Annotated in this window: 14 protein-coding genes; 5 read left to right on the plus strand and 9 right to left on the minus strand. The window is 69.1% G+C overall.

Features of this window, described 5'->3' with window-relative positions; all coding sequences use genetic code 11:
* Nucleotides 1-2 precede the first annotated feature (2 nt).
* Nucleotides 3-893, minus strand: a complete 891-nt coding sequence (locus tag AC1RR5_RS09190) for a LysR family transcriptional regulator (RefSeq protein ID WP_492921025.1) — start codon at nt 891-893, stop codon at nt 3-5.
* Nucleotides 894-1,013: 120 nt separating this feature from the next.
* Here AC1RR5_RS09190 and AC1RR5_RS09195 point away from each other — a divergent pair, with 120 nt between their 5' ends.
* Genes AC1RR5_RS09195 through AC1RR5_RS09205 form a run of 3 tightly spaced genes read left to right on the plus strand, consistent with a single transcriptional unit; the run spans nt 1,014 to nt 2,827 of the window.
* Nucleotides 1,014-1,736, plus strand: coding sequence for a hypothetical protein (locus AC1RR5_RS09195; protein WP_492921027.1), 723 nt, complete (start codon nt 1,014-1,016; stop codon nt 1,734-1,736).
* An 11-nt stretch (nt 1,737-1,747) separates the two neighbouring features.
* Nucleotides 1,748-2,266, plus strand: a complete 519-nt coding sequence (locus AC1RR5_RS09200) for a redoxin domain-containing protein (protein ID WP_492921029.1) — start codon at nt 1,748-1,750, stop codon at nt 2,264-2,266.
* A gap of 15 nt (nt 2,267-2,281) precedes the next feature.
* A complete protein-coding gene (locus AC1RR5_RS09205; protein WP_492921031.1) occupies nt 2,282-2,827 on the plus strand; it encodes a carboxymuconolactone decarboxylase family protein in 546 nt (181 codons plus the stop codon).
* Here the strand turns inward: AC1RR5_RS09205 and AC1RR5_RS09210 are convergent.
* From AC1RR5_RS09210 to AC1RR5_RS09220, 3 genes are all read right to left on the minus strand, one after another.
* A complete protein-coding gene (locus tag AC1RR5_RS09210; RefSeq protein WP_492921032.1) occupies nt 2,811-2,981 on the minus strand; it encodes a hypothetical protein in 171 nt (56 codons plus the stop codon). The two genes, AC1RR5_RS09205 and AC1RR5_RS09210, sit on opposite strands and share 17 nt — an antisense overlap.
* Nucleotides 2,978-4,078 (minus strand): PepSY-associated TM helix domain-containing protein, encoded by a 1,101-nt coding sequence (locus AC1RR5_RS09215; RefSeq protein ID WP_492921034.1) that lies wholly within the window; start codon nt 4,076-4,078, stop codon nt 2,978-2,980. Before AC1RR5_RS09215 ends, AC1RR5_RS09210 begins: the two co-directional genes overlap by 4 nt.
* A gap of 230 nt (nt 4,079-4,308) precedes the next feature.
* The gene (locus AC1RR5_RS09220; protein WP_492921036.1) at nt 4,309-6,462 is read right to left on the minus strand and encodes a TonB-dependent receptor domain-containing protein; all 2,154 of its coding nucleotides are present in this window, start codon (nt 6,460-6,462) and stop codon (nt 4,309-4,311) included.
* Between the two features lie 196 nt (nt 6,463-6,658).
* Between AC1RR5_RS09220 and AC1RR5_RS09225 the strand changes: the two genes are divergently transcribed.
* The gene (locus AC1RR5_RS09225) at nt 6,659-7,903 is read left to right on the plus strand and encodes a histidine-type phosphatase (RefSeq protein ID WP_492921038.1); all 1,245 of its coding nucleotides are present in this window, start codon (nt 6,659-6,661) and stop codon (nt 7,901-7,903) included.
* Here AC1RR5_RS09225 and AC1RR5_RS09230 read toward each other — a convergent pair.
* The 5 genes from AC1RR5_RS09230 to AC1RR5_RS09250 form a co-directional block, all read right to left on the minus strand.
* The gene (locus tag AC1RR5_RS09230) at nt 7,900-9,399 is read right to left on the minus strand and encodes an MFS transporter (protein ID WP_492921040.1); all 1,500 of its coding nucleotides are present in this window, start codon (nt 9,397-9,399) and stop codon (nt 7,900-7,902) included. The two genes, AC1RR5_RS09225 and AC1RR5_RS09230, sit on opposite strands and share 4 nt — an antisense overlap.
* Nucleotides 9,400-9,469: 70 nt before the next feature.
* On the minus strand, nt 9,470-10,987 hold the full coding sequence (locus AC1RR5_RS09235; RefSeq protein WP_492921042.1) for a PepSY-associated TM helix domain-containing protein: 1,518 nt from the start codon (nt 10,985-10,987) through the stop codon (nt 9,470-9,472).
* A gap of 1 nt (nt 10,988) precedes the next feature.
* Nucleotides 10,989-11,552 (minus strand): hypothetical protein, encoded by a 564-nt coding sequence (locus AC1RR5_RS09240; protein ID WP_492921044.1) that lies wholly within the window; start codon nt 11,550-11,552, stop codon nt 10,989-10,991.
* The gene (locus tag AC1RR5_RS09245) at nt 11,549-13,795 is read right to left on the minus strand and encodes a TonB-dependent receptor (RefSeq protein ID WP_492921046.1); all 2,247 of its coding nucleotides are present in this window, start codon (nt 13,793-13,795) and stop codon (nt 11,549-11,551) included. Before AC1RR5_RS09245 ends, AC1RR5_RS09240 begins: the two co-directional genes overlap by 4 nt.
* Nucleotides 13,796-13,970: 175 nt before the next feature.
* On the minus strand, nt 13,971-15,122 hold the full coding sequence (locus AC1RR5_RS09250; protein ID WP_492921047.1) for an acetyltransferase domain-containing protein: 1,152 nt from the start codon (nt 15,120-15,122) through the stop codon (nt 13,971-13,973).
* Nucleotides 15,123-15,192: 70 nt separating this feature from the next.
* On the opposite strand from AC1RR5_RS09250, the gene AC1RR5_RS09255 reads away from it, so the two are divergent.
* Complete coding sequence (locus AC1RR5_RS09255; protein ID WP_492921048.1) at nt 15,193-17,223, plus strand: TonB-dependent siderophore receptor; 2,031 nt, start codon at nt 15,193-15,195, stop codon at nt 17,221-17,223.
* Nucleotides 17,224-17,256: the final 33 nt, after the last annotated feature.

The raw sequence follows: 17,256 nt of genomic DNA on the forward strand, positions 1-17,256 counted from the left end.
CCCTAAGCCGCCTGGTCGAGGTAGCCGGACGCCTTCAAGCCCTCGGCCGTCGCCTCGACCAGGGCCCGCACGCGCGGCGTTTGGCGCACGTCGCGATGCACCCCCAGCCACACCGTCCGGGTCGGAGGCAGCGAATGGGTGACGATCTCGACCAGGCCCGGCGTCTTCTCGCCCAGGCAGCGGGGCAGCACCGCCACGCCGGCCCCGGCGGCGCAGGCGCGGGCCTGGGCCTCGCGGCTGTTGCTGCGCAGGGCGACGTGGGCGTCGACGGCGATGCCGGCCAGCCACTCGGCGTCGACTTGGCCGCCGTGCTGCTCGTCCATCTGGATGATGGCGTGGCCGCCCATGCCGGTCCGGCAGTCGGGCGTGCCGCGCCGCGCGATGTAGTCCGGCGAGGCGAACAGGGCGTGCGGCACGTCGGCGACCTTGCGCTGGAAGATGTCGCCCTGGTCGAAGCGGCTGAAGGACAGGGCGATGTCGGCCTCGCGCCGCGTCAGGCTGAACAGCCGTACGTCGGTCAGCAGCTCGATGGTCACCTCGGGGTGCTCGAGGGTGAAGTCGGCGAAGATCGGGGCCAGCACGCGGGCGGCGAACCACTCGATGGCGGTGACGCGGACGGGACCGGAGAGGCCCGCGTCGTGGCCGATGATCATCCGCTCGACGGCCAGGGCCTCGCCCTCCATCCGCTCCAGCCCGGCCAGGATCGCCGCGCCGGCGGCGGTGGTGACATAGCCGGTCGGGGTGCGGTCCAAGAGGCGCGCGCCGGTGCGCTTCTCCAGCGTCGCGATGCGCCGGCCGACGGTCGGCTGGCTAAGGCCCAGGTCGCGCGCGGCGCGGGTCAGGCTGCCCGACTTGGCCACCGCCAGGAATACGCGCAGGTCGTCCCAGTCCATCGATCGTCCCATGCGAATTTGAATAGCGGCATGGCGAAACTGGGCAGTCCCGCAACAGAAATCAACCACCACCTTCTTCACAACGGCGGCCGAGGCCGCGCTCATCAAGGGGTTGCTTCTATGTCCACGCTGCGTTCGGCGCTCGCCGCCTCCGCTCTCTCGCTGCTGTCCGCCGGCGGTGTCGCCGCCCAGGCGATCACCGCGCCGGCCACGCCGGCCGCTGCCGCGCCCTATGACATCGTCCGCACCGAGATCGTCTCGAACGGCACGGACGTGTCCTTCAAGGTCCAGGTGCGCGGCAAGGCCGGCGAGCTGAAGCCCAAGGCCACCGGCCAGTTCGCCGGCAGCGCGGTCTACAGCTATGTCTGGCCGACCTCGCTGGACAGCGCCACGGTCGGCTTCGAGAGCGCCCAGGGCATCCTCGCCCTGGCCGTGACCTTCCACCCCGACTTCGACGACGGCGCGGCCGGAGCCGTCAACCGCCACGTCTGGCATCCGCACTGGGTGGTGCTGACCAAGGATCCCGCCTGCGGCCCGGCCGCCCTGAAGGTCAAGGATATCCCGGAAGGCGCCAAGCCCAAGCTGCCGGCCACTTGGCCCGGCGTGCCGCTGCTGATCGACAGCCCGACCTATCCGACCACCCTGGCCACCGACACCGTCGAGGTGAAGGTGCCGGTCTCGGTGATCGGCGCGACCGAGGGCGTCAAGTTCGACGGCGTCACCGCGGCCCTGAAGGTCAACGCCAACCTGCACGCGCCGCTGCTGTGCGTGTCCGACGTCTTCGACGTGGCCTCCGGTGATCTGAGCCTGCCCGGCAAGGTCACTTCGGTTCACGCTCACTAAGGAACAAGCCCATGCCATCGCTGAATGGCCCTGCGCCGTCCTGGATGACGACGCAGTGGTTCAACACGCCTAAGCCCCTGACCCTGGAAGGCCTGCGCGGCAAGGCCGTCGCGCTCTACGCCTTCCAGATGCTGTGCCCCGGCTGCGTCAGTCACGCGTTGCCCCAGGCCCAGCGGCTGCGCGAGGCCTTCCCCGCCGAGCACCTGGCGGTGGTCGGTCTGCACAGCGTCTTCGAGCACCATGAGGCCAACAGCCCTGCGACGCTCGAGGCCTTCCTGCACGAGTACCGGATCCAGTTCCCCGTCGGCATCGACGCCGCCGGGATCGACGATCCGATCCCTCGGACCATGTCGGCCTACCGCATGCGCGGCACACCGACCCTGGTGCTGATCGACGCCGAGGGCCGCCTGCGCCGCCAGGTGTTCGGCCATGCGCCGGACCTCAATGTCGGGGCCGAGATCACCCGCATGCTGCAATCCCAAGCCCCTGAAGACTGCTCAACCGGCGCCTGCGCCATTCCCCAAACCTAGAGAAGGAGACTACCCATGACCCGCGTAAACCTTATCGACCCGGCCGCCGCCGGCGCCGACGTCAAGCCGGCCCTCGACCAGGTCAAGGGCGCGTTCGGCGTCGTGCCGAACATGTTTAAGGCTGTCGCCAATTCGCCGGCGGCTCTCAACAGCATGTGGGGGTCGTTCGGCGCCCTGGGCGGCGGCAAGCTGGGCGCGCGCCTGGGCGAGGAGATCGCCGTGGCCATCGCCAACGCCAACAACTGCGAATACTGCTTGGCCGCCCACACGGCGCTCGGCCGCCGCGCCGGCGCCTCGGCCGAGGAGATGGCCGAAGCGCAAGCTGGCCGCTCGGCCGATCCGCGCACCCGCGTGGCCCTGACCTTCGCCCTGCGGCTGGTGCGCGATCGCGGTGCGGTGACCGACACCGACGTCGAGGCCCTGCGCGCCGCCGGCTTCGACGACGAGGCCATCGTCGAGATCATCGCCCACGTGGCGCTGAACCTCTTCACCAACTACGTCAATGTCGCCCTGGACGTGCCGGTGGACTTCCCCGGCGTGCGCCTCAAGCCCGCCGCTTAAGACGGGCCCAGACGATCACCACGAGCGGGACCGCCAGGCCGATCCACGAGATCCAGTCGTTGAGGTCGTCGCCCAGCAGGGCGGCGACCAGGCCCACCAGGCTGACGGCGGCGATCGCGATCGGGGCGGCCCAGACGCGGCGGAAGGGGCTCATGACGCCTCTCCGCCGCGACGCTTGGAGAGCCACAGATAGAGGCCGGTCACCAGGACAACAATGGTCACCCCATCCAGCAGGGCCCACAGGATCTTCAGCGGCAGGCCGCCATAATCGCCGAAGTGCAGAGGCTGCGACAGCAGCAGGGCCTGGGCGTACCAGGGCATGCGGCGCATGGCGGTCAGCTGGCCGGTCTCGGCGTCGATCAGGGCCGGGGTCAGGAGCTTCTCGGTGGCCGGCGTCTCGCCCTGCATGAAGACGGCGTAGTGGTGGGCGCTCGAGAACGACCCTCCCGGAAACGCCACAAACTGCACCCGCATGCCCGGCGCGGCCGCTTGGGCGGTGGCCACGGCCTGGCCGATCGAGCTCAGATGCGTCGGCGCGGGCTTGCCCTTGTAGGGCGCGGTCATGGCGGCCAATTCGTTGGCCTTCCAGACCTGGATGATCGGCTCCGACAGCGTGTTGATCACGCCCGTCAGGCCCACGATGAGCACCCAGGCCACCGTCACCACGCCCAGCAGGTTGTGATAGTCCAGCCACTTCAGCCGGCTCGAGCGCGAGGCCCGCACCGTGCCGAAGTCGATCTTGCGCATGAAGGGCGGGTAGACGACCAGGCCCGAGACGATGGCGGCCGTGAACAGCAGCCCCATGAAGCCCAAGAACAACAGGCCCGGCAGGCCCAGGAACATGTCCTTGTGGATGCGCAGGATGACGTCCATGACGCTGCCCGCCGCGCCGCCGGGGGCCAGGATCTTGCCGGTGGTCAGGTCGATCGACGCGAAGTGCATCTGGGTCTCGGACGCGTCGGGGCGCGGACCACTGGTGACGTTCACGACCGGCCGGTCGATGTCGAAGCTCATGAACAGGCCGACCTCGCCGGGGCGGGCTTTGAGTGCGGTGTCCAGCACCTCGTCCAGGGTCGCGAGGCGCTGACCCGGCGCGGCGACGATCTTGGGATCGTGGTTCAGGGCGCCGTCGATCTCGTCGTGGAAGACCAGCGGCAGGCCGGTGACGCACAGCATCAGCAGGAAGGCCGTGCAGATCAGGCTGGTCCACTTGTGGACCAGCGTCCAGGCACGGACGGTGTTGCGCGTCATCGACGAAGGCTCGGGCGAATGAGAAGCGTTCGCTAGCGGTTCCGCTCGCCGGCCACAACACCGAAGTAGAGCGTCCCCGGCGCGACGGGCAGGCCGCGCCGGGGACGCCGCGCCGGCCCACAAGGCGGCGCTGAGTTTTGCGGCGCCAAAGGGGAGGAAGGCGTCACTAAGTAATTCCTAGCAATTAAATAGGAATTTATCGAAGCAGATTTTCTGGAGGTGTTTTCAGCCTAGCCGGGACCGCCCGGACCCTGGAAGTCGAAGCCCGGATCCTTGCGCGATTTTCCGGTCCCGAACGTCCAGGCCAGGCCCACGCGGACCCAGCGCGCGTCGATGTCGCGGACCGCCAGGCTCTTCAGCGTCGGCGTGTCGATCACCTGCTTGTCGCGGAACAGGCCGAAGGCGTCCTGCACCGTGATCACCAGCGACAGCTGGTCGTCGATCTTGCGGCGGTAACCCAGGTCGACGCCGATGGCGGGCAGGGCGTAGCCCTGGGCCGTCAGGCGCTTGCCGGTGATGAAGCCGTTCATCTGCAACAGGTCCTTGGGCGTGGCCTGCCAGTTCAGGCTGCCGCGTCCTTGCAAGGTGACGGCCGAACGCTTGCCGGGGATGCCGATGTTGCTGCCGTCCAACTCGGCCCAGAAGGTGTTGCTGCTGATGTTGTAGGTCAGCTTGGACGTCAGCTTGCCGTTCAGGACCAGTTCCAGGCCGCCGTTGCGGGTCTGGGAGACATTGGCCTTGGTGGTGACGAACACCCCGCCGCCCATGTCGGTGACGACGTCGGACACGACCTTGTCGTTCTCGCGGTAGTAAAGGGTGGCCAGGGCCGTCAGCGGCGCCTTGCGGTACTGCCAGCCCAGCTCGAACGAGTGGGTCTGCTGGGGTTTGAGGTTCGGATTGCCGATCCGGTAGTTCAGCGGGTCGAGCAGGAACGGCACGGGGTTCAGGTCGAACGGGCCGGGGCGTTGCAGGCGCTGGCTGTAGCTGGCCGTCAGCTTCTGGCGATCGGTCAGTGGATACGACAGGTGCAGGCTGGGCATCAGCTTTGTGGTGTCGTTGTCGGTCTTCACGCCGGCGGCGGTCAGGTCCAGCTTGGACTGCTCGTAGCGCAGGCCCGCCAGCACGGTCAGCTTGGCCAGCGGTCGCTCGTAGGTGACATAGGCCTGGCTCAGCTGCTGCTCGTAGAAGAACCGGCTGGTCAGGCCCGGATCGACGACCCGGCTCGCCAGGCTGGTCCCGCGCAGGCCGACATTGTCGTAGCCATTGTCGTCGAACTGCAGGTCGAAGCCGACCTTCAGGGTCTGGCCCGGACCCATGGGCCGGACATAGTCGCCCTTCAGGTCGGTCTGGCGGGTGTCGTAGCCCAGCCGCTGCTGGTCCCAGGTGCTGGCGGCGGCCGGAAGGACGGTGGTGGTGTGACCGGTCCGCGTGCGATTGTCGTCGACCACGTCGTAGCTGAGCTTCAGGGACAGCTCGTGGCCGTCGCCGTCGAACTTCCTGCGCAGGTTGGTGGAGAGGGCGGCGTTGTCGCGCTTCTGGCGGATGGTCAGGTCGCGGTGGAAGGCCTGGGTCAGGGCGCCGACGGCGTCGCGGCGGGTGGTGTCGGCGGCGTTGTCGACGGCCAGCTGGAAGCGGCTGAGGCGGGCCTCGCCGCCGATCCGCAGCTTGTCGGAGACGTCGTAGTCGACCGTGCCCTGGCTGGTCAGGCTCTTGAAGTCGAAGCTCGTCTTGCCTTGCGTCTCGTTGTCGAGATTGGCCTGCTGACGGCGCTCGTAGTCGGCCTGGCTGGCCGGGTCGCGGCGCCAGTTGATGTCGCCCGAGGCCGACAGCTTGCCGCTGTTGTAGCCGACATTGCCGCTGGCCCCGTTGCGGCCCGCGTCGCCGACGGTCAGGCGCAGGCCACTGGTGCGGCCCGCGCCCTTAGCCTTCTTGGTGATGAGGTTGATGACCCCGCCGGTGCCATCGGCGCGGAACTCGGCCGAGGGGTTGGTGATCACCTCGACCCGGTCGATGCGCTCGGCCGGCATCTGCTGCAGCGCCTGGCCGCGGCCTTCGCCCTGGAACAGGCCGGACGGCTTGCCGTCGATCAGGATGGTGACGTTGGGATCGCCGCGCAGGCTGACATTGCCCTGCACGTCGACCTCGACGGAGGGCAGGTTCCGCAGCGCGTCCGAGATCGAGCCGCTCTGGGCTGTCAGGTCGCCGGAGACGCTGTAGCTGCGGCGGTCGATCGAGGTGCGCACCACCGGCGCGTCGGCCGTGACGGTGACGGCGCTGACCCCGTTTGAGGCTTCAGCCGGCTTCTGGGACTGCGGAGCAGGAGCAGGAGCGGGCGTGGTGGCTTGCGCGGCGACGACCGCGGCCCAGATGAGGCCGAAATGCACTGATGGATCCCCCAGGACGCGGTCGCCGAGCGCAGCGACGATGGAAGATCGCCGCTCGGCCGCATAAACTACAAGTGTACTTTCTGTAATGCGACGAAAGTGGCCAATCAATGGACGAACGCTGTTCGCCCAGTGGTTTGCATTGTCCGACAATAGCGCGGCGCCCTAAGAGCGAGCGGAGCCTTGAGGAGCCCGCATGCGTCCGTTCGTCCATCTCGCCGTCGCGGCCCTGGCCCTGCTGTCGACTTCCGCCGAAGCGGCGACTGGCGATCGCCTGGAGAAGGTGGTGATCCTTAGCCGCCACGGCGTGCGCGCGGCGATGTCGACGCCGGAAAAGCTGGGCGAGGCCTCGGCCCGTCCGTGGCCGCGCTTCGCCGTGCCGTCCGGCCACCTGACCGCGCGCGGCGGCCAGATGATCACCCTGATGGGCGGGTACTATCGCGAGCTCTACACGGCGCAGGGCCTGCTCAAGGCGGGCGACTGCGGCGCGGCCTACTACTGGGCCAATGTCACCCAGCGCACGATCGCTACGGGCAAGGCCTATGCGGAGGGCCTGACGCCGGGCTGCGCCAATGCCGTCAACACGGTGGGCGAGGGCAAGGACGATCCGATGTTCGAGCCGGTCAAGGTCGGGGTGGTCACGCCCGACAAGGCCCTGGCCCAGGCCGCCGTGGCCGGCCGCGCCGGCGGCGACCTTTCCGCCTGGAGCGCCAGTCACCGCACCGAGGTCGAGCAACTGGACGCCTTCCTGATGCAGTGCGCCAAGGGGCCGTGCCCGCCGGCCTCTCGCAAGCGCCGCGCCCTGGACGCCAAGCCCGGCTTCGTCGAGGGCGAGGAGCTGGTCAGCCTGTCGGGTCCGGAAGCCTTCGCCTCGGGCGTCACCGAGAGCCTGCTGATGGCCTGGGCCGACGGCGGCGATTTCGCGGGCCTGGGCTGGAAAGGCGTCGACGAGGAGACCCTGATCCGGACCTTCTTCCTGCACCAGGCCGAGTTCGACCTGCGCCTGCGCACGCCCTATGTCGCCAAGACCCTGGCCGGCCATCTGGCCGGCCGCCTGCTGGCCACGCTGGAGGATGGCGAGACGGCGCTGGGTCCCAAGGACGCCAAGCTGGTGGTGATCGCCGGCCACGACGGCACCCTGGCGGTGCTGGGCGGGCTGCTGCGGATGGAGTGGACCCTGCCGGGCTACCAGCCCAACCAGATCCAGCCGGGTAGCGCGCTGGTGTTCGAGCGCTGGCTGCGGGCCGACGGCGTGCGGGTGATCCGGGCGCGCTTCACGGGCCAGAGCCTTGGCCAGCTGCGCGCCGCCACGCGGCTGACCCTGGCCGCTCCGCCGCTGGCCGCGCCGGTGTTCATCCCCGGCTGCAGCACCGCCACGCCGGCCTTCGACTGCCCGGCCGATACGTTCGACGCCCTGGTGAAGGCCGCGATCGCGCCCTAGCGCTTGCCGCTGAGTTCGGCGCCGGCGTCCTTGTCGAAGCGGCGGTTCCAGATCGTCGCCGAGGCCGAGATGGCGGTGACGACCAGGAAGGCCACTGTGAAGTCGCTCAGATGCGGCGTCGTGTGGCCGCCGGCCAGCATGCCGACGTGCAGCGCCAAGGCTCCCGCGCAGATCCCCATCGACAGCATCAGCTGCTGGAAGGTGGCGTAGAAACTGGTCGCCGCGCTCATCCGCTCGGGCGGGATCTCGTCATAAGCGATGGTGTTGTAGGCGGTGAACTGGAACGACATGCAGAAGCCGCTGGCCATCAGGGTCAGGAAGATCAGCGGCAGCGGCCAGTCGGGCCGGAAGAAGCCGCAGACCGCGTAGCCGACGCTGGCGGCCAGACCCGCCACGATCATGCTGTCGCGGAAGCCGAACCGCCGCAGCAGGCGCGGGGCCAGGCTCTTCATGGCCAGCGAGCCGATAGCGCCGGCGATGGTGATGGTCCCGCTGACCGCCGCGCTCATGCCAAAGCCCAGCTGCAGCATCAGCGGGATCAGGAACGGCTGGGCGCCCTGGGTGATCCGGGTCAGCGAGCCGCCGATCACCGACAGCCGGAACGAGGTCACCTGCATCAGGGTCAGGTCCAGGATCGGCGCGGCGTGTTTGCGGGCGTGACGGATGTAGAGCGCGCCGGCGGCTGCGCCGATGGCGATCAGCATCAGGGCGTTGGTCAGCTCGCCGCTGCGGCTGGTCATCTCGAAGCCGAACAGCAGGCAGCCCAGCGACACGCCCGACAGCAGGAAGCCCGGGATATCGGCGCGGGCGGGCTTCTCTCCGGCGACCTCGTCGATGAACAGGGTGACCAGGACCAGGCCCAGCAGGCCGATCGGGATGTTCAGGTAGAAGATCCAGCGCCAGTCCAGATAGGTGACGATGAAGCCGCCGATCGGCGGGCCGATGATCGGGCCGATCAGGGCCGGCATGATCAGCCACGAGGTCGCCGAGACCATGTCCTGCTTGGCCACCGAGCGTAGCAAAACCAGGCGCCCGATCGGGATCATCATCGCGCCGCCCATGCCTTGCAGGAAGCGGGCGGCGATCAGGAACGGCAGGTTGGTCGCCTGGCCGCACAGCACCGAACCGGCGACGAAGATGACGATGGCCAGGCGGAAAACGGTCTTGGCCCCGAAGCGGTCGGCGATGCGGCCGCTGGCGGGGATGAACACGGCCAGGGCCAGCAGGTAGGCGGTCAGGGCCGAGCTGAGATTGGTGGCCGGCACGCCGAAGTCTCGCGCCATGGTCGGCAGGGCGGTCGCCAGGATCGTGGCGTCCATCTGCTCCATGAACAGGGCGCAGGCGATGATCATCGCCACGATGCGGTAGTTGCGGGTCGCGCCGTGTTCGATGGTCGGGGTCTCAGGCGAGACGGTCACGCCATCGGCGGCGGGGACGATGCCGTCCCGGATCTCGGAATTGATCGACGCCAAACCGCGCCGACGAAACTTCACCATGCGAACTCGACGAGCTGCGGCGTTTTTCCCTGCCGGTGAGATAGGCCCTCCGCGCACGGAGGGCCACCCACTAAACGGCCGATTTGGGTTCGGCTTTCTTCAGCGTGGTCGCGGCCAGCAGCACGGCCGTGGCCAGCAGGCTCGCGTCGATGATCCAGCCCACCGCATCGACCATCGTCTCGAAGTGGAAGCCGGCATGAGCCAGAGCGACCAAAGCGATCAGGCCGGCGGCGATGCGGCGCAGGGCGATCGAAATGCCGGCCGGCGTCCCGACGATGGCCGAGGCGCAGGCCGCCAGGGTGGCCAGGCTCCAGACCGCCACGGGCGGCGTCGAGGGCGACAACACCGCGACCAGGGCCGAGAAGGCGTAGGCTGCCGGCTGGCTCCAGACGAAGGCGATCCACACCCGCTCCCAGCGCGGGGCCGGGCGACCCTTGTCGCGGCGGCGGGCCAGCCAGATGGCGACGCCGCTGGAGGTCACCGCCGTCAGGCCCAGGCCCAGCAGCAGATAGACGACCTTGACCGGCCAGCCGCCAAACCAGCCGAAGTGCAGCGGGGTCATGGTCGACAGCACGCGCATGCCGACCGAGCCGCTCTCGTAGCCGACCTCGCCCAGGATCTTGCCGGCCCCGTCGACGACCACGGTCTCGCCGCGCGACAGGCGGCCGTCGGTGGCCACGTTGGCGCCGGCGTGCTGGCCCATCTCGGTGGGGTGCTCGATGAAGAGGTAGTTCACGCGGCCGTCGGGATAGCGGGCCTTAAGGCTTGTCAGGGCTTTCTCGACGCTGAACGGCTGGGCGGCCGGGCGCGGGTCGTCCTTGACCTGGGGACCCGTGAACAGGACGTAGGCCTTGCTGGTGTCGCCCTTGAACGTGGCCAGGGCCAGCACGCCGACGATGATCAAGGTCAGACCCAGGAAGGCGCCGGTCAGCGAGACCACCAGGTGGAAGGGCAGGCCCCACACCGAGATGCGGTTGTGCAGGTCGGCTTCCTGCAGACGCTTGGAGCCGCCCCAGCGGAAGGCGAACGCGTCCTTGAACACGCGCGGATGCGACAGCACGCCCGAGACCAGCGAGGACAGCAGCGCCACGCCGGTCAGGCCGACGATGAAGCCGCCCCAGGCGCGGGGCAGGTGCAGCACGGTGTGCAGCTCGGCCTGGAACGTCATCCAGGGCGTGCTTTGCTCGGCGACCACCTTGCCGGACGCGTCGGCGAACCAGGTATGCTCGCCGCCCTTGGCGTCGTCGCCATGGACCGACAGGCGCGGATAGGCCGGTTCGGGCAGGCGGATGAACAGGTCGTGGGCCTTGGGATTCTTGGCCAGCACTTCGCGATAGGCCGCGTCGACGGCTTGCGACGAGACCGCGTGCAGCACGGGTCCGGCGGGCTGTTCCCAGCGGCCGTACTCCTGGGTGAAGACGGCGATCGAGCCCGAGAAGCAGACCAGATAGATCAGGGCCGCGAAGGCCAGGCCCAGGGCCGAGTGGCCGGCGAGCATGGCGCGGACGAACTCGGCGGGGACCTTGGGCCAGATCGGTTTGCCGGTCGTCTTGGCGGGCTTGGCGGGAGCGGTGGTCGAGCCGTCCATGTCAGAGCGCTCCCTTCAGGAAGGCCGCGCCCAGGGTGACGACCGAGACGCCGGCCAGCACGGCGAAGGCGCGCAGGATCTTGTCGTCCGACAGGGTCCAGGCCATGCCGCCGGCCCATAGGAACGGCACCATCAGGCCGCCGATGACCATGCGGCTCTGGATCTGGCCGGGGGCGCAGATGGCGACGGCCAGGCCGCAGCCCAGGGCGGCGACGCCCGCCAGCGGACCGGCCAGGAAGCCGCGCAGCCAGCCGCGCCAGACGACGCGGCGGCGGTCGGACGGTTCGGGCGCCAGTTCGCGGGCGGCCTTCTTCTTGGCGTTGCGACGCTCGACGCCCAGGGCGACCAGGACGAGGGCGACGGTCGAGGCGATCGCCAGGATCGCCGAGGGGCCGCGCGCCGGACCCATCAGCGGGACCGAGGCGGCGATGGCCAGGGCCAGCAGGCCCCAGCCGCCGAGAATGAACCACGGCCGGTTCGGACTGGGCCCGTCCCACGCCTGCTTCAGCAGATACGTCCCCGCCAGGGGCAGGGGCGCCAGCGCCAGAACCCAGAGCGCGCTCACCAGCGGGTCTCCAGGGTCACGCCCAGGATGCGCGGCTCGCTGAGCAGGGCGATGTTGGCGTCGCTGCGATCGTACTGGCTGTAGGTGGCGTCCAGCAGGTTCTTGGCGAAGACATAGGCGCCCCAGTGCTCGCGCTCGTAGCCGAAGCGGGCGTTGAACAGGAGGCGGGCCTTGACCAGCGCCTCCTGGGCCTGGCTGACGTCGGCCTGCGAGAACGAATTGCTGCGGTAGTTGCCGTCCAGGTGGGCGATCAGGCCGTTGTCCCAGCGGTAGTCGGCGCCGGCCGCCAGGGTCCAATGCGGGGCGTAAGGGAATTCCGAGCCCGACAGGTTGGTGGTGGCCGTGCCCGCGGTGACTGTGAAGTCGTCGAACTTGGTCTTGGTGTGGCCCGCCGAGGCGTACCAAGACAGCTGCGGCGTGACGCGCTGGTTCACCTCGACCTCGAAGCCGTACAGGTGCGACTTGCCGGCGTTCTTGACCTCGTAGTCATAGGCGTTGAGGCCCATGTTGACGGTGACCTGCTGGTCCTTCCAGTCGGTGTAGAAGGCGTTGGCGTTGACCGTCAGGGTCCCGTCCAGCCAGGCCGTGCGCAGTGAGGCCTCGTAGTTCCAGGTGTATTCCGGATCATAGGCCGCCACCGTCGAGCGCGCCGCGTTGACCGTCGAGCCGCCCGAGCGGTAGCCGCGCTGGGCGACCAGGCTGGTGTTGATGTCCGGCGTCCATTCGTACTTCACGCCGACCTTGGGCAGGAAGGCGTTGAACTTGCGCGTGCCCGTGGGCGCGGACGAGTTGGCCTGGGCGACCATGCCGGCGACGAAGGCGTTCACCTGAACCACATAGGGCGCGTAAGGACCGAAGGCCGCAGGCGCCGGATAGGTCCCCGCGAAGCGCGCCGTCTGCACGGTGCTGCTGGTGTTCTCCTCGTGGTCGTAGCGGAAGCCGCCCAGCACCGAGAGCTTGTCGGTCAGCGCGAAGCTGGCGTCGGCAAAGATGGCGCTAGTGTCGATCACCGAGGGCTGGTCGCCGCTATAGTCGACCGGCACCACAGGCAGGGCGGTGATGTAGAGGTTGGCGAAGGCGTTGGCCTGGGCTGCGGCGCCGGCCTGCTGGGCGGGCGTCGGCGAGGGTACGCCAGCCAGCAGGGTTGAAGTCAGGACGTTGACCAGGGTGGCGCGCGGGAACGGCACGTTGGTCAGGCTGACCGAATAGTCCCGGGCGTCGCGGCGGGCTTGATACAGACCCGCCAGGCCCTTCAGCCGCTCGCCCTCGTAGTTCAGGCGCAGCTCCAGCGAGGTGGTGTCGTTGTCCTGGCTGCGCGTGCCGTACGAGCTGCGGATCGGCAGGTAGTCGAAGTCGACCGTGGCGTCGCTGGCGACGGCGTTGAACGAGGCGATGGCGTTCAGGGTCAGCTTGTCGCTGAACGCATAGGCGGCGTCGAACGTCAGGATGTCGGACTTGGTCTTGGTGCGGCTGGGATCGCCCGACGTGTCGATGCGGTGCTTGTAATAGTCGGGACGGTCGGTGCGCGCATAGGTGAACAGGTAGGCCCCGTCACGATCGTTGTGGGCGTAGGTCAGCATCGCCCGCAGGCCGGGCAGGGCGCTGGGCGTGAACAGCAGCTTGCCGCGGAAATACAGGTTGTCGACCGCGTCCATGTCCTGCTTCAGGACCGGATTGTAGATGAAGCCGTCGCTCTTCTTCTTCTCGACGGCCAGGCGGAAGGCCAGCTGGTCCTCGACGATCGGGCCGCTGAGCGCCAAGGCCACGCTGCGCTCGTCGCCGCTGGCGTAGCCGACGCGGGCGCGTCCCTGGAAGGTCTGGGTCGGGTTAGCCGAGGTGATGATCACCGCACCGGCCAGCGAATTGCGACCTTGAAGGGTCGACTGCGGGCCACGCAGGACTTCCACCTGGCCGATGTCCCACAGGTCCAGCGGGCCGCCGTAGCTGGCTTCGACCGGCAGGGCCGCGCCGTCGACATAAATGGTGGCCAGGCCGCCGGTCCCGCCGCCCGAGACGTTGCTGTTGGACACGCCCCGGATCGTGAAGCCGGTCTTGCCGTAGGTCTCGCTCATGTTCGCCGTGCCGGCGACCACGTCGTAGAAGTTCCGGATGTTCTCGCGTTCGATCTTGGCGGCGGTGGTCACCGCGACGCTGGTGACGGTCTGCTGCAGCCCCCGGTTGGTCTTTTCGCCGGTGACGATGACGGCCTCGACGGCCGTGGCCTGATCATCGGCCGTCGCCACGGGGGCGGTCTCAGCCGCGTGGACCCCTTGCGCTACAACCAAAACGCTAAGCGCGCTCGCCGCCAGCCACATCCGCTTCATGCCCAAGAACCCCCACAAAAACAGTTGTCGGGCGCTTACTTGGTGTTGATGATGAGAGTCAATCTCATTCGCATTATCAAGTGGGGCGATCGGCCTACAAATAGCGCATCCACGGCCAGGGGCTGGCGCGCTTGACGGGACCGAACCAGCGGCAGGCCAGCCAGCAGGGGATCGCCGCCATGGCCGCCAGCAGCCAGATCGCGCCGACGCCGGGCAGGGCCCAGGTCTCGCCCTGGTTCGGACCGAACGCCGTCCGCGCGAGCATCTGCAGCAGGTGCAGGCCGTAGAGGTGGATCAGGTAGAAGAACAGCGGCGCGCCGCCCAGCACGGCCAGGGCGCCGACCAACCGGGCGGGGGCCTTCTCCAGCGCCGGCAGCAGCAGGGCCCCGACGCCCAGGGTCAGCAGCAGGAAGTCGGCCGACGGCGGATACTTGGTGAAGTTCAGCCAGCTCATGACCGTCTGGATGGGGCTCGCGCCCGCGCTCCAAGCCAACGGCTCGCCGTAGAGGTTGCCGGTCCGTAGCGCGACCAGCAGGGCCAGCATGGAGAGGCCGCTTAGGACCAGCCGGTCGCGGCGCTCGCGCCAGGTTCGCACGAACCACGGCCCGATGCCGTAGCCCAGCGCCGCCACGCCGATCCACGGCAGCAGCGGGTAGGACGTCCGGGCCTTCGCGCCCCAGGGCAGCTCGATGAAGCCGCGATCATGCAGCACCGCCCACAGGGCGTGGCCGGGCTGGCCGGCCGCGATGGTGATCGGGTCCAGCAGGTTGTGGCCCAGCACGATGACCAGGCCCACGGCGATCAGCCAGGGATACGGCAGGCGCACCAGCGCCGCCAGGGCGATCATCGACAGGCCGATGGCCCAGATGACCTGCAGATAGATGATCTTGGGCGTCAGCGAGAAGGTCCAGGCGAAGCTGACCAGGGTCAGCTCCAGCGCCACCAGGAATAGGCCGCGCTTGAACAGGAAGCCCGCGGCCGCTGAGGCGCCGCCCTGCTTCTGCCCATAGAGCCAGGCGCCCAGGCCGGTCAGGGCCAGGAACACCGGCGCGCAGAGGTGGGCGACTAGGCGGGTGAAGAACAAGGCCGGCTGGGTGGCCTCGACATCCATCGGGTCGGAGACCTGGGCGTGGATGAAGAAGAACTCCCGCACATGGTCGACCATCATCAGCAGCATAACCAAGCCGCGCAGGGCGTCGATCGAGCGAATGCGGGTGGCGAAGGCAGGGGTGGTTGACAGCGGCATGGCTCACTGCGTAGCTGTTATGAAATAACATTACAACGGAGTTGTTCCCTTGCCCCTGTCGTGGAGCTGCGTGAGCGCGTGCCTTCTGGCTCTAGCCTCCCCCGAAGCCGGAGAGCCGCACGAGGCCCATGCGGTGGGCGAGATCGTCATCCTGGGCCGCCGCGGCGCGCCGCGTGACCTGACCTTGGGCGCGGGCGAGGTCACCCAGGCGATGTCGCCGTCCAGCCGCTCGGTCGAGCGCGACCTGCTGGACGCCGTGGGCGCGGGCCGCCTGGCCGACGCCCTGGAGCTGACCAGCGGGGTCAGCCAGCAGAACAACCGCGGCGGCTTCCTCGACAACTTCGCGATCCGGGGCTTCCTGGGCACGCCGGACGGTGGGGCCGAGTACTATGTCGACGGCTTCCTCGCTAACCGCGGCCTGGCCCCGCCGCGCGATCCGGCCACGGCCGAGCGGATCGAGATCCTTAAAGGCCCAGCCGGCGCGCTGTTCGGCGACATCGATCCGGCCGGCCGCGTCAACATCGTCTCCAAGACCCCGCAGTTCGCGCGGGCGGCCACCGTGGCGGCGTCCGTCGGCTCGTTCGGCCTGCGCCGGGGCGAGGTCGACGTGACCGGGCCGTTGAGCGAGACCTTCGCGGGCCGTCTGGCGCTCGCCGACGAGCGCAGCGACGGCTGGCGCGACCATGTCGACCTGCACCGCCGGGCCGTCGCGCCGTCCCTGACCTGGAAGCCCAGCGACGATCTGCGGGTGACCTATGTCGGCGAGTTCACGACCTTCGACGCGCCGTTCGACCGGGGCGTGCCGGCCGTGAATGGCGACGTCCTGGCCCTGCCGCGCTCGCGCTTCTATGGCGAGCCCAGCGACGGGGCGACCCGCTTCCGCAACGAGCGCCAGCAGCTGACCGCCGAGGGGCGGCTGGCGCCCGATTGGACCTGGACCGCCGGCGCGGCCTGGCGGGAGGGATCGATGCACGGCTTTTCCAGCGACCAGTCGCGGCTGGTCGGGCGCACCCTGTGGCGGCAGCGCCGCGAGCGCGACTACACGGTCGAGGACCTGTCGGGCCGCGTCGAGCTGAACGGCCGGGTCGGCGCGCACCGCCTGGGCTTTGGCCTCAAGGGCTACACGATGGACTACCGCGAGAAGTTGCTGCGCCGGAATCCCAGCGCCACGGCGCCCTACGGCATCGACATCGACAATCCCGTCTATGGCGGCCAGGCCCTGGCGCTGCTGCCGTTCACCGACAACCGCGAGACCCGCGAAGTCGCGACGCTGTACGCCCAGGACCTGTGGGAGGTCACCGACCGCCTCAGCCTGCTGGCCGGGCTGCGGGCCGATACCTACCGGCAAAAGATCCGCAACAACCGCACCGGTGCGGTCGGCGAGACCAAGGACCAGCCGGTCGACTACCGCTTGGCCGCTCGTTATCGGCTCGGCGACGCCTGGACCGCCCACGCCAGCTATGGCCGCTCGTTCCTGCTGAACTCGGGCACCGGCCGCAACGGCCAGGGCTTTGCGCCCGAGGCCGGCAAGGGCTGGGAGCTGGGCGTCTCGGGCGCCTGGCCGGGCGTCGATCTGGCCGTCACCGCCTTCGACATCGACAAGCGCAACATCCTGGCCAACGACCCGGTCGACGCCAGCTTCCTGGCTCCGGTCGGCAAGCTGATCAGCCAGGGTGTCGAGCTGGACGGCGCATTCGAGGTCACCTCGGCCTGGAAGGTGGTGGTCAACTACGCCTGGACTCGCGCCCGGGCCGACGACACCGCCTTCGCCACGCCCGATGTGCTGGACGTGCCCGAGCATCAGGGCGGGGCCTTCGCGGTCGGGCGGTTCGATACCGACCACGGCACGACCTGGTCGCTGACGGCCGGCGCGGCCTATGTCGGCGACCGGGCCGGGGCGCTGGACGGCAGCGGCTTGCGGCTGCCGTCGTACTGGAAGGCCAAGGCGGCGATCGACTACGGCCTGACGGAGAAGATCGACGTCCGGCTCGAGGTCGACAACCTGTTCGACGAGCACTACGCCCAGAGCAGCTACAGCCCCGTCTGGATCTTCCCCGGCGCGCCGCGCAGCGTGCGGGCGACGGTGAGGGCGCGGCTTTAGGTGACCATGGGCCTCCTCGACCTGCGGCGGATC

The sequence above is a fragment of the Caulobacter sp. GW821-FHT11E11 genome, assembly GCF_058808315.1.

Coding starts and splice junctions, on each gene's coding strand:
- AC1RR5_RS09190 (WP_492921025.1), bottom strand. CDS start 893: ATGGACTGGGACGACCTGCGCGTATTCCTGGCGGTGGCCAAGTCGGGC.
- AC1RR5_RS09195 (WP_492921027.1), top strand. CDS start 1,014: ATGTCCACGCTGCGTTCGGCGCTCGCCGCCTCCGCTCTCTCGCTGCTG.
- AC1RR5_RS09200 (WP_492921029.1), top strand. CDS start 1,748: ATGCCATCGCTGAATGGCCCTGCGCCGTCCTGGATGACGACGCAGTGG.
- AC1RR5_RS09205 (WP_492921031.1), top strand. CDS start 2,282: ATGACCCGCGTAAACCTTATCGACCCGGCCGCCGCCGGCGCCGACGTC.
- AC1RR5_RS09210 (WP_492921032.1), bottom strand. CDS start 2,981: ATGAGCCCCTTCCGCCGCGTCTGGGCCGCCCCGATCGCGATCGCCGCC.
- AC1RR5_RS09215 (WP_492921034.1), bottom strand. CDS start 4,078: ATGACGCGCAACACCGTCCGTGCCTGGACGCTGGTCCACAAGTGGACC.
- AC1RR5_RS09225 (WP_492921038.1), top strand. CDS start 6,659: ATGCGTCCGTTCGTCCATCTCGCCGTCGCGGCCCTGGCCCTGCTGTCG.
- AC1RR5_RS09230 (WP_492921040.1), bottom strand. CDS start 9,399: ATGGTGAAGTTTCGTCGGCGCGGTTTGGCGTCGATCAATTCCGAGATC.
- AC1RR5_RS09235 (WP_492921042.1), bottom strand. CDS start 10,987: ATGGACGGCTCGACCACCGCTCCCGCCAAGCCCGCCAAGACGACCGGC.
- AC1RR5_RS09250 (WP_492921047.1), bottom strand. CDS start 15,122: ATGCCGCTGTCAACCACCCCTGCCTTCGCCACCCGCATTCGCTCGATC.